Raw genomic sequence first — 13,249 nt, 5'->3', positions numbered from 1 at the left:
GACTTCGCGCCGATGATAGTGCGGACTACCCGTGTGAAAGTAGGTCATCGCCAGGCTCTCCATCCCCAGAACACCCCAGATCTCACAAGGTCTGGGGTGTTTTGCTTTGCGGCGGCGGAAAGCGGGCACAATTGCAGCAGCCGAGCAGCCGAGCAGCCGAGCAGCAGAGCAGCCAGCCGCGCAGCGAGCAGCCGAGCGGCACAGGCCCAATAACGCCGCTGCGGTCCAATTCAGAGCGCTTTCCTCCTCACCGCTAGTGCCTCACAATGCCGGCTTCGCGGCCGCGCCCTCAATCTCGAACCCAAAGTGACCACGCCATCCGACCATTCCTGGTACCTGTACCTGCTCGAATGCGCCGATGGCAGCCTCTATACCGGCATCACCACCGATGTCGCCCGCCGCTTCGCCCAGCATCAGGCCGGCACGGGCGCCCGCTACACGCGCTCGCGTAAACCGATTGCGATCGCCGCCCAGTTGCGCTGTGCCGACCGGGCGGAAGCATCGCGGCTGGAAGCCCTGGTCAAGCGCCTGCATGCCGCTCGAAAACGCGAGCTATGCGCGATGCTGCCGCAAGCCGAGATGCCGGCCTTGCTGGCATGGCTGCGCGAGGGCGGCCGCCCATCCGACACCGCGGCGTTGCCCTCGAAGTCCTGAATCAATCCTCAATCGAAGCGGCGGGGCGCAGTCAACGGTCCCGGTGGTGACAACCGGCCACCGATCCCGCAGACCCGGCCATCGGTTTCCGGCTATCGCTTTCCTTCCCTTAAGGCTGGTTTAAGTCTCGCCCCCTAGCATGTCCTCGTCGCGCCCGCCGTGGGCGCCGAACCAACGAGGAGAACCAGATGATTCGCCGAACTGTTGCTCGTACGGCCGTTGCCATTGCTGCCCTGGGCGTGTTGGCAGGCGGCTACAACTATCTCCAGAAGGAAGCGGTGTCATCGAGCTATGCCGCGCCGACCCCGGTGACCGCGCAGGTCGGCGCCGCTCCCGCACGCGCGATGGCAACGCCGACCGACTTCTCCGGCATCGTCGACCGCTACGGTCCCGCGGTGGTGAATATCAGCGTGACCGCACGCGCGCAGCGCACCGCGGCGCAGCTGCCGCCGGGCATGGATCCGGACGATCCGATGTTCCAGTTCTTCAAGCGCTTCGGCATCCCGTTCCCGTATGGACCGCAGCCGGACCAGCCGCAACTGGCACGTGGCCTGGGCTCCGGCTTTATCGTCAGTCCGGACGGCATGATCCTGACCAACGCGCACGTTGTCGACGGTGCGCAGGAAGTCGTCGTCACGCTGACCGATCGCCGCGAGTTCAAGGCCAAGGTGCTCGGCGTCGACAAGCAGACCGACATCGCGGTGATCAAGATCGACGCGAAGGACCTGCCCACCGTGCAGCTGGGCGACCCGTCGCAGGTGCGCGTCGGCGAGCCGGTGGTCGCGATCGGTTCGCCGTACGGTTTCGAGAACACCGTGACGGCCGGCATCGTCAGTGCGAAGTCGCGCGCGCTGCCGGACGACACCTATGTCCCGTTCATCCAGACCGACGTCGCGGTCAATCCCGGCAACTCGGGCGGTCCGCTGTTCAACCAGCGCGGCGAAGTGATCGGCATCAATTCGCAGATCTACAGCCGGACCGGCGGTTATCAGGGCCTGTCGTTCGCGATCCCGATCGACGTGGCCACCAAGGTTCAGCAGCAGCTGGTCGCGCACGGCAAGGTGACGCGCGGACGCCTGGGCATCGGCGTGCAGGAGGTCAACCAGGCCCTGGCGCAGTCGTTCGGTTTGCCGAAGCCGGCGGGCGCTCTGGTCAATACGGTGGAGCCTGACGGCCCCGCGGCGAAGGCGGGCCTGAAGCCTGGGGATGTGATCGTGCAGATCGGCGACGACCCGGTCGACCGCTCCACCGACCTGCCGGAGCACGTGGCTGACCTGAAGCCGGGTACCGAAACGAAGCTGAAGGTCGTGCGCGAGGGCAAGCCCGTCACGCTGACCGTCAAGGTCGGCGCGGCCAACGAGCAGACCGTCGCGCAGAAGAGCGATGGCGCCGAGTCCGGCGGCAAGCTTGGGCTTGCGGTGCGCCCGCTGTCGCCCGCGGAGCAGCGCGAGAGCGGCATCGCCGGCGGCCTGGTGGTGGAGGGCGCGTCGGGTCCCGCGGCACGCGTCGGCATTCAAGCCGGCGACGTGATCCTCGCCTTCAACGGGACGCCGATCAAGTCGGTCGAGCAATTGCGCACGATGGTGTCGAAGGCCGGCAAAGAGGTCGCACTGCTGGTGCAGCGTGACGACATGCAGCTGTTCGTGCCGATCGAATTGGGCTGATCGAATTGCGCCGATCGATCTCGCTGATCAAATCGCGCAGATCAAGTTGAGCTGACCGAAGGCGCGCAAGGCGTCGCGAACGGGCATCGACAGGCCCGGGCGCGACGCTTTTTTGTCGGTCAGCTCTCACGCCTCGACGTACACGTCGAGGTGTACCGCAGGTATACGGCCAGGTATACGCCCACGTATACGACCCCGTATACCTGCCGTATACGCGCCAACGTATACGGGAGGTATACGTATACGTACCCACCCGGAAAACGTTGCCCAGAGCGGTTTTCCGGGCTGCATAGCCACACAGGAACGCAATCACGGCGTATCATCACGACTGCGATGCATGACGAGGCATCGGTGCCATCGTCTTGTGGACTCGATCGAAAAGGAAGTCTATGCAGTTGGATCTCACGCGTGCATCTACGGTGACGGCGAACGACCGGGCGCGGCGCATGCCGCGCGCGACGCCGTCGCCCCGTCGTCGCAAGAAGGTAGAGGTCACCTACTGGGAGCGCGGCTATCGTTCCCACTATTACCGCAACGAGCGCGGCGACAAGCTGGGCGAAGTACATCTGTCCGAGCGCGGCGAAGTCCCCGTGGTCTATCGCTGGGCGGCCGGCAACTACTCGGGTGCCGAAGGCTCGCTGGCGCACGCGCGCATGCGCGTCGAAGAGACCGTGGGCTTCGGCATGCGGCAGCTGCCGCTGTTCTGACGACGGCAACGCCGCCGGACAACACCCTCACCTCGACCGCAGCCCCTGCTGCGGTCCCTCGCGGCGCGCTCAATCGAGCCGACGCTGCCACAGCATCGCCGCCGCCGCGCACAGCGCCAGCAGCGCGATCCAGCGATACAGATCCTCGCAAGCCATCAGCCTGGCCTGTTGATCGACCAGCCGCGCCAGCCATGTCAGCGCGAGCTGATGCGCATGCGCGGCGTCGAGCCCGCGCGCGGCCAACGTGCCCTCCATCGTGCGCATCCATTGCTCTGTCTGCTCCGGCCGATTGCCGAGCGCGTCGACAATGCCCTGGTGGACCGCGAACTGCCGGTTCTGCAGCAGGATCGCGCCGAGCGCGGAAGCGAACGAGCTGGCGATCTGCCGCATCAGGTTCTTGCTGCGATAGCCGTGCGCAAAATCCTCGGCCGATAGCGGGCGAAACGTCAGACCCGCGATCGGGATGATCACCATCACGCCGAACAGGCCCTTGCCGACCAGGCCCCACGCGAGCGCGCCGACATCGGTATCGGGCGGCAAGCGCGAGAACCACCACGCCGCGCCGGCCATCACCAGCAGGCCCGCGGTCATCAGCGGCTTCTTGCGGGGCAGGCGCGACGCGCTCTTCAGATAGATGGCGATGCCCACGAGGCTGACCGCGGCCGACAACGTGTTGAGCCAGCCGGTCGTCTGCAGCGGCAGCCCCAGCGCCTGTTCGGCATAGATCGGAAACAGGTAGCCGCTCAGGTTGTTGATCAGGTAGTAGACGAAATACATCGCCAGGCCGGTCAGGTAAACCGGATGGCGCAGGTTGCGCAGCGCCAGCAGCGGCTTGCCGTGATGCCACTGGTGCCAAAGGAACAGCGCCAGCAGCGCGGCGCCGCTGGCGGCGAGCGCGGCGAGCCGCAACGGGTGCGACAGCACATCGAAGCGCGCCTCGCTCAACGCGGTCTGCAGCGCGACGATGGCGACGCCGAACAGCAGCAGCGGGCCGATCGCGGGGGCCTGCGCGGCGTCGCGCGAGGGCTCCGCATCGGGCAACAGCCACCATGCAGCGAACGCAGCCAGCGCGGCGAAGGGCACCACGCCGTAGAACACGTCCTGCCAGACGCCATGCTCGATCAGCGCGGCGGCAAAGGCCGGGGCCAGCGTCGAGGCGCCGAAGATCCCCAGCATGAAGATGCGCAAGGCACGCGGCCGGTCGGCGGGGGAGAACATCAGATTGACCAGGATGCGGCAGCTGGTAAACAGCGCGCCTCCGCCGAGCCCCTGCAGCAGGCGCGCGGCGGCGAGCTGCGTCACCGAATGGCTGGCCGCGGCGGCCAGCGCCCCGGCAATGAACAGCAGCAGCGCGCCGGTCAGATAGCGGCGATAGCCGAAGCGCTGCGCCAGCCACGGCTGCTTCAGGATCGTCAGCATGCTGCCGACCGCGTAGGCTGCCTGCACCAGCGCGAAGCTGCGCGGATCGCCGTCGATGCCGCCGACGATATGGCTGGCGGCGAAGACGAACATGATGTTCTCGAGGAATTCGACGGCGGTGGCCAGCGCCAGCAGCAGCATCAGCAACGTCTGGCGTTGGCGGTGGCCGAGCAGTTGCGGATGCGGCCGCAGCCCGAGCCCCAGCCCCAATCGCAGTGGCAGCCGCAGCCGCAGCCGCAGCCGTAGCAGTACCCGTAATCGCAGCCGGAGCCCCAGCCGCCACCACAGCCGGCACCACAGCCGGCTGCGGCGCAGCCGCGTGGACCCGCGCGATACGACCTGCGCGCTCATGATTGCAGCGTGTCCAGATGCTGGTGCAGTTTCGCGAGCGCGCGCGTCGCGCCTGCCAGTCCCGTCTCGCCTAACGGGCCCCATGCTTCCCCGTACGCCGCATGCACGACCGGCGCGGCGCGCTCGACCAGGCTGCGCCCCGCCGCGGTCAGCCGCAGCTCGAGGCTGCGCCGGTCCTGCGTCGAGGCGCGGCGGCGCAGCAGACCGCGCGCTTCGAGTCCGTCGAGCAGCCGCGTCATCTGTGTGCGGGTCGCATCCAGCGTGGTGCTCAGTTCCGACGGCATGCTCGGCTGGCCTTCGTCAGCGGCCAGCATGCTCAGGCACAGGTACTGCGACATGTCGAGATCGAAGGGAGCGAGCGCCTGATCGATATGCGCGCGCAGCAGCCGCGCCGTGCGCATCAGCAGCCGCGAGGCCATGATCAGGTCGCGCGGCGCCTCGGGATGGGCAGCGCAGAAGCGGTCGATGCGGTCTTCGAAGGACATGGTGCGATCCCGTGATATAGTTACAAACGTAATTATATCGAACGATATCAATTCTCGCCCTGATGCTGCCGATCCGGCCCGGATCCCGGCGCCGATCTCCAGCCCGGCGCCGGCATGCGAGCCAGGACATGCTCCATCCCTAGGCCGCCCGCACACGTCGCGCCCGCTTCTGGCATCATCCGGTTATTGGCGCGCGAAACCGTCCCCTTCGCGCCTTGCTGAACCCGCGGCAACGCTAATCGCCTCGCCGCCTTGCCCGTCCCGCTGTCGCCATGACGACCCCTGCCGCTCCCCAAGATCCCGAAGCCACCGGCGACGCCGCCGCGCCGCCCGCCACGTCCTCCTTCGACGCACAAGAACTCGAAGCGCTCGCCGCGGCGTTTCACCGCGACGGCTTCGTAGTGTTGCGCGGCCTGGCGGAGCCCGCCCTGTGCGACGCGATGGAGCGCATCGCGCGAGCCCAGCTCGAGGCGGCGGTCGAGCCAGTCGAATACGAGGCCGAACTGGGCTATCCGGGGGCGCCCCGCAGCCGTGACGCTGCGGGCGGTGCGACCGTGCGCCGCCTGCGCCAGGCCTATGACCGCGACCCGGTGTTCCAGCAATGGGCGACCGATCCGCGCGTGGCCACGCTGGTCACCGCGCTGCTCGGCGAGCCGGCGCAGCTGACGCTGGCCCACCACAACTGCGTGATGACCAAGCATCCGACCTATGGCAGCCAGACCGGCTGGCATCGCGACACGCGCTACTGGTCGTTCGCCAGTCCCGAACTGGTGACGGTGTGGCTGGCATTGGGCAACGAGGACGAGCGCAACGGCGCGCTCCGCGTGATACCCGGCTCCCATCGCGTTGCGCTGGAACCGGGGCAGCTCGATGCCGCGGAGTTTCTGGTCGACAGCCATCCGGCCAGCGCGGCGCTGCTGGCGGGGGCGACGCCGCTGTCATTGCAGCGCGGCGACGTGCTGTTCTTCGACAGCCGGCTGTTCCATAGCGCGGGGCAGAACCTGTCCGACGCCGTCAAGCTGTCGGTCGCCTTCGCCTACCTGGGCCTGAGCAACCGGCCGCTGCCCGGCACGCGGTCGGCGCAGCACGGCATGGTGCAGCTGCCGGGCCCGATGGCCAGTTGAAGCGCTGAAGCGCGGAAGAAAACCGGGGAAGGCGCAGCCCTCAGGCCCGCAGGACCACGTGCACGGCCCTCGGGTGCGTGGCCCTCGGTGCGCAGCCCTTGAATTCGCAGCCCTCGGATTCGCGGCCCTCGGTGCGCAGCCCTCGGATTCGCAACCCTCAGGTGCGCAGGCTGACCAGGTTGGTAATCTTCTCGGACGCTTCCAGCAGCGGCGGCAGGAAACGGCGCACCATTTCCTCGGCGCTGGTGCGGTTGGCCTGGCCGCTGATATTCATCGCGGCAATGACCTGGCCGGCCCGATTGCGGATCGGCGCCGACAGCGACACCAGTCCTTCCTCCAGCTCCTGATCGTTCTGCGCCCATCCCTGTGCGCGGATGCGCGCGATGATCGCCTTCAGCTCGTCGATATCGGTGACCGTGCGCTGCGTGCGCTTGCGCAGATCGCTGGCGTGCAGCACGCGGTCCAGCTCCGTGTCGGACAGCCCGGCCAGCAGCACGCGGCCCATCGACGAGCAATAGGCGGGCAGCCGGCTGCCGATCGACAGATTGATCGTCATGATCTTGCGCGCGGGCACGCGCAGCACGTAGACGATCTCGGTCCCGTCCAGCACCGACACCGAGCAGCTCTCGTGCACCTGCTGCGACAGCGCCTCCATGATCGGCTCGGCCAGGTTCCAGAACGGCATCGACGTCAGATAGGCGAAGCCGAGGTCGAGAATCTTCGGCGTCAGCCGGAACAGCCGGCCGTCGGCCTCGACGTAGCCCAGGCCCACCAGCGTCAGCAGGATGCGCCGCGCGCCGGCACGCGTCAGGCCGCTGGCCTGCGCGATTTCGGTCAGGGTCTGGGCGGGACGCTGCGCGTTGAAGGCGCGGATCACCGACAGCCCGCGTGCGAAGGACTGGACGTAGCTGTCGCTGGGCTTCTCGGCGGTGCCGGTGTTGCCGGCATTTCCGGCGGCCTGGGCGGCGGACGGCTGGGAATCCTTGGAATCGTTCGGGGCGTGGCTGGCCATCGAGGTATACGGCTGGATGCCGAATGCGCACGGAAAGGCCGAAAGAGTAGTGGAAAAGGCCGCAAACCGCCAGAGGGGCATGCCGCAATGCCGCGTTGCGCGACGACCCCGAGGCAGGCACCGCCCGGCCGGAGCCCCGGAGCCCCGGAGCCCCGGAGCCCCGGAGCCCCGGAGCCCCGGAGACCCGGAGCCCCAGAGACCCAGAGACCCAGAGACCCAGAGACCCAGAGACCCAGAGACCCAGAGACCCAGAGACCCAGGGAACCGGAGACCCGGAGAACCAGAGAACCGGCGATCGGGCACCTCGAAGCCCGGCGGCCCGAATGAGAACCCTCAGCGGAAGCTCTTCTGCACCAGCACGAACGCCGCGATTAGCACGCAGACCAGCGCGAAGCCGTGCAGCAGGTCCATGCCCGCCAGCAAGGTGGCCTGGCGGTCCACCTCCTGCGACAACTGCGCCAGGTCCAGGGCCGACAGCCCGCCGCCCTGCTGCAGGGCGGGCTCGAAGCGCGTCACGTGTTCGACCAGATGGGTGCGGTGCGTGGCCGCGCCTTCCTGCATCCACATGCTGGCCAGCCCGGTGCCCGTCGCCGAGGCGATCTGCTTGCAGACGTTCTTGAACTGGTAGGCGTGGGCGAAGTCCTCGACCGGCAGATCGAGGTAGGTCATCGAAGCGACCTGGATCATCAGCAGCACCGGCGTCAGGCCCTCCAGCAGCACCACCGGCACCAGCGCGTAGTCGGGCGCGCCCGGCATCAGCCGCTGCGACAGCAGCATCGCGGCGCAGGCGTAGACCACCAGGCCGGCCGCGATCACCCGCCGCTTGCGGAACACCATCGCCATGCACAGGGTCAGCACCACCGCGCCGATCGCCGACACGGTGCCGCTGACCGACAGCAGCATGCTGGTGGTGCGAAAGGTCAGGCCCAGCCCGCTCTGCGTCAGCGTCGGCAGCAGATAGGCCCAGATCGCCGACAGCAGGTAGTACAGCGTGTAGAAGCCCAGGCCATACAGATAGCGCCGGCCGAGCAGCCGCGACGGGTCGATCCATGGGTCCTGATGCCGGTGCAGGCGCCAGGCGCAGAACAGCAGCAGCGCCAGCCCGGCCGCGGCCATCAGCGGCATGTGGGGCGTGCTGAAGAAGCGCGTGTAGCGCATCTCCTGCAGCGTGTGCAGCAGCACCAGCGCGCCGGCCGCGGCGCTGAGCGCGGCGGGCCAGTCCAGCGTCGATACTGGCGGATGCGGGTCGCGCGGACCGCGGCGCGGGTAGGTCAGCGCCACCAGCGCCAGCACCGGCAGCGCGATCACGGCCTGGAACAGGAAGACCGCGCGCCAGCCGATCTCGTCGAGGAAGATGCCAGTCAGCCAGGGCGTCACCGCCAGCAGCCCGAACGAACCCAGGCCGAAGCGCAGCAGCAGCGGGGCGCGCTCGGCGGGCGCCGTCAGCAGCTGCACCAGGATGCGCGAGGCCGCGAACAGGCCGCCGGCGCCCAGGCCCTCGACCGTCTTGCCGACGATCAGGCCCGTGGGCGAGCCGGCCTCCGCGCACAGGATCGCGCCGAGCACGAACACCACCAGCGACGCCATCGTGAAGCGCTTGTAGGTGATGCGCCGCGCGATCTGGTCGAGCAGCATGTTCATCAGCACCGCGGCCGCGGCATAGGCGCTGACCGCGTACAGGTAGTCGCTGGGCGTCGCGTTGACGCCGCCCTGGATGTGCTGGCTCGCCACCGCCATCATCAGCGTCGACGAGAAGTCCAGCCCGGTGACCAGCCCCAGCGTCAGGCCGAACGCCGACAGGCGCAGCGGTCCCATCTCGGGGTGAGAGGCGAGGCGCAGCGAAGGTGGCGGGGCGGGGTTCGGGGCGGGATTCGGCGCGGGATGGCCGGCCGGCAGCGGTTGGTGGGGCATGGGCGCCAGCTTAGCGACGCGCGCGTGCGGGAAAAACCGCCTGGGCTGGAAACTTCGTCCGGCTGCCGGAACAATCGGCGCGCGGCCGGATGGAATGCGTAGGGAACGTGCGGGGAGCCCGCAGGGAACGCGTAGAAGCGCATGAGCGCAGCGAGCGCAGGGAACGCGCGCGAAACGAGCAGGCAACGCGGGCCTCCCGGCATCTGCGTCCAACGCCCGCGCTCATGAAAAAACCGGCCCGCGGGCCGGTTTTCGCTGGCACGCCGGATGGCGCGCGCTGGCGTGCGGAGGCGTCAGGCGCCCTGGCCGAAACGGTCGCGACCGTCCGACACGTGGTCGGCGCGGGCGCCGTCCGTGTACGCGTCGACGCTGCGGGCGCCATCGGTGTAGGCGTCCACCGTGCGGGCGCCGTCGCTGTACGGGTCGGCCTTGCCGACGTGCATCGAGGCGCCTTCGAGGCGCAGCACGTCGCGATCGAGCGTGGTGGCGTGCAGCGCGGTGGCGGACAGGGACAGGCCGGCGGCGCAGAGCAGCGCGAAGGCCAGGCGACGGGGTTGTGCAAGAGTCTTCATGGTTCTTTTTCCTTTGATCAAAGCCGTGTGGCCGGCATCAAGCCGACCACACCGCCCGAATCTACGCCCGTCGATTGCGTGGAAAAAGAGGCCTTGCAGCAACACACTGTTCAGGCAGGCGCACAATGGCGGGGAACCATTGGCAGGACCACCTACAGGGAACCACCGGCAGGGAACCACCCGCAGGGAACCAACGGCGGGTAACCAACGGCAGGGCTACACCGGTCCGGCAGCGCCGGAGCATCCTGGCTCAAAGCAGATGCCGCAGGCCGAACAGATTGACGCTCAGGCCGGCGATCACCATCAGCAGCACCTGGGCAAGGATGAACAGCACCAGCGGCGAGATATCGAAGCCGCCCAGGCGCGGGATCACGCGGCGGATCGGATCGAGCAGCGGATCGGTCAACTGCTGGATCACCGGGGTGATCGGCGAGTGCGGGTTGACCCAGGACAGGATCGCCATCAGCAGCGTGACCCACATCACCAAGCTGATGCCCCACTTGAGCACGTTGAGCACCGCGATGCCGAGCACGGCGGGCAGCAGGCCGAGCGGGTTGCCGGCGGTCAGGCCGATCACCGCGAGCAGGAACACCACGGCGGTCAGCCAGGCCGCGACCACGGTGGCCCAGTCGATGCCGCCGACGCCCGGAATGATTCGCCGCAGCGGCCGCACCAGCCAGTCCGTGACCTGGAACACGGCGTGCGAGATCGGATTGCGCGCCGGCAAGCGCGTCAGTTGCATCCACAGCCGCAGCAGCAGCGCCATGCCGAAGAGCGTGAAAACGGTATCGAGCAGAAAGATGGCGATTTGCGAGAGCATCGGAATTCCGTGGTCGTGGCGCAGGTGTCTGCGGACGCACAGATTCTGCCATACCCGGGATGCCCCGCGTAGCGCAACGGTGGCCGCGGCCACGGACGCATGCCGGTGCGCCGCACGCTGCCTGACCGCCTTGCCGCGCACCTATAATGACGGCCGACTCCAGATTGCGGCCGCGCTGCCACGCCGGCCGCGCCATCGCACGCCATGACCCAGCCCCGTTCACCGAGCGCCACCGAGCTTGCCAAGCAGGACTTCGAGGCGCTGTCCGACTTCCGCTACCAGTTGCGGCGCTTCATGCGGTTTTCCGAAGACGCCGTGCGCGAGGAGGGCCTGACCGTGCAGCAGTATCTGCTGCTGCTGCATATCCGCGGCTTCCCCGGGCGCGACTGGGCCTCGATCGGCGAACTGGCCGAGCGGCTGCAGGCCAAGCAGCATGGCGTGGTCGCGCTGGTCAATCGCTGCGAGGCGGCCGGGCTGGTCAAGCGCAAGACCAATGCGGCCGACCGCCGCGTGGTGCAGGTCCACCTGCAGCCCAAGGGCGAGCGTTGCCTGAACCGGCTGGCGCTGCTGCACCGGAGCGAACTCGAATCGCTGCGCCACACCTTCCGCATCTCGCGCCTGACGGCCTTCAACGACGACGGCGTGGCGCGCGGCTAGGGTTCGCCGTTTCAGGCTGGGCCATAGCCGCGCTAGGGGCGGGCTCGCAGGCGAGGCAACCCGCCGGCGCAACTCGCCGGCGCGTTTTGCCAAAACGTCAGGCCGGCTGCGCCAGCGCCTGCGCGAGAAAGGTGAGCGCCCGGCCATGGGCCAGCACGGCCGAGGGCTGGTGATAAGAGCCACGTGCCCAGCAGTTGAAGCCGTGGTCCGCGCCCGGATACACATGGATCTCGGCGCGGGGATTGCCGGCCATCGCCGCACGGACCTGTTCGACCGCCTCGGGCGGGATATGGGCATCGCGTTCGCCATAGTGGAACTGGATCGGTACGCGCACCGCGCTGGCCTGGTCCAGCGCGCGCTGGATGCCGCCGCCGTAGTAGGGCACCGCCGCGTCGACCAGCCCGCGCGCCGCGCTCAGGTACGCCAGCAGCCCGCCAAAGCAGTACCCGACCGCGGCGATCTTGCCGTTCGGCCCAACCTGCGCGCGCAGCGCCTGCGCGGTCAGCGCGATATCGTCGAGCGCGAGATTCGGATCGGTGGCCTGGCGCAGCGCCAGCGCGCGCTCCATGTCGGCGCCGGCATAGCCCAGTTCGACGCGCGGCGCCTCGCGCCAGAACAGGTCCGGCGCCATCACCACGTAGCCGTCCAACGCGTACTGGTCGGCCACCGCGCGGATATGTTCGTTGACGCCGAAGATCTCCTGGATCAGCACGATGCCCGGCGTGCCCGGGCGCGTGCCGCCGGGCGGCAGGCTCAGGTAGGCATCGAAGGCGTGGGCGTCAGTGCCGACGCGGATCCAGCGCCGACGCGCGTCGGCTGCGGCGCCGGTGGCAGTACCGGCTGCAGCGCCGGAGGCAGATTGAGTAGCGGCCATGGGTTTTCTCCATCGGTGGGCGGACAGGGTAAGGCAAGCCGCGCGGGCTTGCCAAGCGCGCCAGTCCGGCCCGCGCGCCGCCCGGACGTTGTCCCGCCACCCATGTAGGCGGATTCCGACAAGCGCCGGGGCCGGCGGAGGACGGCGGTTCCGTGCAGGGCTTGCCATACTGCTGGCGGAGGTCCGCGGACATCCTGGTCCCGTGCGCCTCCTTCGTTTCCGCAGGGATGTCGATGACCGCTGAAGACGCGCCTGAAGACCGGCAGCTTGCAGCCGGCGTAGCGCAGACGGAGAGCCGCGATGGCGCCCCGCGTGCCGCCGCGGGAGATCGTGCGCCGGCACCCGCCGCGGGGCCGCGGCAAACCGGGCTGCTGCAGCCTGGCCGCAATTGCTGGCGCATCGAACGCGCATCGCGCTTCGCCATGCTGGTCGATGGCGAGGAGTACTTCCGTGCGCTGCGCTCGGCGCTGATCCAGGCCGAACACACGGTATTCATCCTCGGCTGGGACATCGACAGCCGCTTCGAGCTGGTGCCCGGCGGCGCCGACGACGGCTTTCCGCGCGGGCTGCGCGATTTCCTCGACGCGCTGGTGCGGCGCCGCCGCCGGCTGCGCATCTACGTGCTGAGCTGGGATTTCGCGATGGTCTACGCGATGGAGCGCGAGTGGCTGCCGGCGGTCAAGCTCGACTGGCAGACCCATCGCCGGCTGTCGTTCCGGCTCGACGCCCGCCATCCGGTGGGCGCCTCGCATCATCAGAAGGTCGTGGTGATCGATCACAGCCTCGCCTTCGTCGGCGGGCTGGATTTGACGCGCTGCCGCTGGGATACGCCCTCGCATGCGCTGCAGGAGCCCCGGCGGGTCGATCCCGACGGCAAGCCCTATGGCCCGTTCCACGATGTGCAGGCGGTGGTCGAGGGCGACGTCGCCCGCGCGCTCGGCGAGATGGCGGCCGAGCGCTGGCGCCGCGGCACCCGGCGCGAGCCGCGCGCGGCCGACC

General features: G+C 68.8%; 12 protein-coding genes and 1 pseudogene. 6 read left to right on the top strand and 7 right to left on the bottom strand.

Annotated features, from left to right (window positions below):
* Window positions 1-306: 306 nt before the first annotated feature.
* The 3 genes from F1599_RS02725 (at window position 307) to F1599_RS02715 (ending at window position 3,025) form a co-directional block, all read left to right on the top strand.
* A complete protein-coding gene (locus tag F1599_RS02725; RefSeq protein WP_149320170.1) occupies window positions 307-654 on the top strand; it encodes a GIY-YIG nuclease family protein in 348 nt (115 codons plus the stop codon).
* Between the two features lie 188 nt (window positions 655-842).
* Complete coding sequence (locus F1599_RS02720; RefSeq protein ID WP_150082160.1) at window positions 843-2,318, top strand: DegQ family serine endoprotease; 1,476 nt, start codon at window positions 843-845, stop codon at window positions 2,316-2,318.
* Window positions 2,319-2,707: 389 nt separating this feature from the next.
* Entirely contained in the window at window positions 2,708-3,025 is a 318-nt protein-coding gene (locus F1599_RS02715) for a hypothetical protein (protein ID WP_149320172.1), read from the top strand.
* Between the two features lie 69 nt (window positions 3,026-3,094).
* Here the strand turns inward: F1599_RS02715 and F1599_RS02710 are convergent, their stop codons facing one another.
* Together F1599_RS02710 and F1599_RS02705 are read right to left on the bottom strand one after the other, a co-directional pair.
* Window positions 3,095-4,585, bottom strand: a complete 1,491-nt coding sequence (locus F1599_RS02710) for an MFS transporter (protein WP_223819436.1) — start codon at window positions 4,583-4,585, stop codon at window positions 3,095-3,097.
* 206 nt (window positions 4,586-4,791) lie between these two features.
* On the bottom strand, window positions 4,792-5,280 hold the full coding sequence (locus tag F1599_RS02705; protein WP_149320174.1) for a MarR family winged helix-turn-helix transcriptional regulator: 489 nt from the start codon (window positions 5,278-5,280) through the stop codon (window positions 4,792-4,794).
* A gap of 272 nt (window positions 5,281-5,552) precedes the next feature.
* Between F1599_RS02705 and F1599_RS02700 the strand changes: the two genes are divergently transcribed.
* The gene (locus F1599_RS02700; protein ID WP_149320175.1) at window positions 5,553-6,404 is read left to right on the top strand and encodes a phytanoyl-CoA dioxygenase family protein; all 852 of its coding nucleotides are present in this window, start codon (window positions 5,553-5,555) and stop codon (window positions 6,402-6,404) included.
* A 157-nt stretch (window positions 6,405-6,561) separates the two neighbouring features.
* On the opposite strand, the gene F1599_RS02695 is transcribed toward F1599_RS02700, so the two are convergent.
* The 4 genes from F1599_RS02695 to F1599_RS02680 all read right to left on the bottom strand — a co-directional run bounded on the left by F1599_RS02695 (window position 6,562) and on the right by F1599_RS02680 (window position 10,719).
* Window positions 6,562-7,416 (bottom strand): IclR family transcriptional regulator, encoded by an 855-nt coding sequence (locus F1599_RS02695; RefSeq protein ID WP_150082158.1) that lies wholly within the window; start codon window positions 7,414-7,416, stop codon window positions 6,562-6,564.
* 333 nt (window positions 7,417-7,749) lie between these two features.
* Window positions 7,750-9,327 carry an MFS transporter gene (locus F1599_RS02690; RefSeq protein ID WP_223819435.1) on the bottom strand — a complete coding sequence of 526 codons (1,578 nt, stop codon included), beginning with the start codon at window positions 9,325-9,327 and terminating at the stop codon, window positions 7,750-7,752.
* A 293-nt stretch (window positions 9,328-9,620) separates the two neighbouring features.
* Window positions 9,621-9,899, bottom strand: a complete 279-nt coding sequence (locus F1599_RS02685) for a hypothetical protein (RefSeq protein ID WP_149320177.1) — start codon at window positions 9,897-9,899, stop codon at window positions 9,621-9,623.
* Between the two features lie 250 nt (window positions 9,900-10,149).
* Window positions 10,150-10,719 carry a YggT family protein gene (locus tag F1599_RS02680; RefSeq protein WP_149320178.1) on the bottom strand — a complete coding sequence of 190 codons (570 nt, stop codon included), beginning with the start codon at window positions 10,717-10,719 and terminating at the stop codon, window positions 10,150-10,152.
* 204 nt (window positions 10,720-10,923) lie between these two features.
* Here F1599_RS02680 and F1599_RS02675 point away from each other — a divergent pair, with 204 nt between their 5' ends.
* Entirely contained in the window at window positions 10,924-11,376 is a 453-nt protein-coding gene (locus F1599_RS02675) for a MarR family winged helix-turn-helix transcriptional regulator (RefSeq protein WP_149320179.1), read from the top strand.
* 97 nt (window positions 11,377-11,473) lie between these two features.
* Here the strand turns inward: F1599_RS02675 and F1599_RS02670 are convergent, their stop codons facing one another.
* The gene (locus F1599_RS02670) at window positions 11,474-12,250 is read right to left on the bottom strand and encodes a dienelactone hydrolase family protein (RefSeq protein ID WP_150082157.1); all 777 of its coding nucleotides are present in this window, start codon (window positions 12,248-12,250) and stop codon (window positions 11,474-11,476) included.
* A gap of 233 nt (window positions 12,251-12,483) precedes the next feature.
* Here F1599_RS02670 and F1599_RS02665 point away from each other — a divergent pair.
* Window positions 12,484-13,249, top strand: a pseudogene (locus F1599_RS02665) (hypothetical protein); the annotation flags it as partial.

This window comes from Cupriavidus cauae (genome assembly GCF_008632125.1).
Taxonomy (GTDB): domain Bacteria; phylum Pseudomonadota; class Gammaproteobacteria; order Burkholderiales; family Burkholderiaceae; genus Cupriavidus; species Cupriavidus cauae.
This window is presented reverse-complemented; position numbering and strand designations above follow the sequence as displayed.

What these genes read in the sequence shown, in the direction of transcription:
- F1599_RS02675 (WP_149320179.1), top strand. Translation starts at nt 10,924, where the DNA reads ATGACCCAGCCCCGTTCACCGAGCGCCACCGAGCTTGCCAAGCAGGAC.
- F1599_RS02720 (WP_150082160.1), top strand. Translation starts at nt 843, where the DNA reads ATGATTCGCCGAACTGTTGCTCGTACGGCCGTTGCCATTGCTGCCCTG.
- F1599_RS02680 (WP_149320178.1), bottom strand. Translation starts at nt 10,719, where the DNA reads ATGCTCTCGCAAATCGCCATCTTTCTGCTCGATACCGTTTTCACGCTC.
- F1599_RS02710 (WP_223819436.1), bottom strand. Translation starts at nt 4,585, where the DNA reads ATGCTGCTGCTGGCGCTGGCCACCGCCGTCGAATTCCTCGAGAACATC.
- F1599_RS02715 (WP_149320172.1), top strand. Translation starts at nt 2,708, where the DNA reads ATGCAGTTGGATCTCACGCGTGCATCTACGGTGACGGCGAACGACCGG.
- F1599_RS02690 (WP_223819435.1), bottom strand. Translation starts at nt 9,327, where the DNA reads ATGCCCCACCAACCGCTGCCGGCCGGCCATCCCGCGCCGAATCCCGCC.
- F1599_RS02700 (WP_149320175.1), top strand. Translation starts at nt 5,553, where the DNA reads ATGACGACCCCTGCCGCTCCCCAAGATCCCGAAGCCACCGGCGACGCC.
- F1599_RS02705 (WP_149320174.1), bottom strand. Translation starts at nt 5,280, where the DNA reads ATGTCCTTCGAAGACCGCATCGACCGCTTCTGCGCTGCCCATCCCGAG.
- F1599_RS02670 (WP_150082157.1), bottom strand. Translation starts at nt 12,250, where the DNA reads ATGGCCGCTACTCAATCTGCCTCCGGCGCTGCAGCCGGTACTGCCACC.
- F1599_RS02695 (WP_150082158.1), bottom strand. Translation starts at nt 7,416, where the DNA reads ATGGCCAGCCACGCCCCGAACGATTCCAAGGATTCCCAGCCGTCCGCC.
- F1599_RS02685 (WP_149320177.1), bottom strand. Translation starts at nt 9,899, where the DNA reads ATGAAGACTCTTGCACAACCCCGTCGCCTGGCCTTCGCGCTGCTCTGC.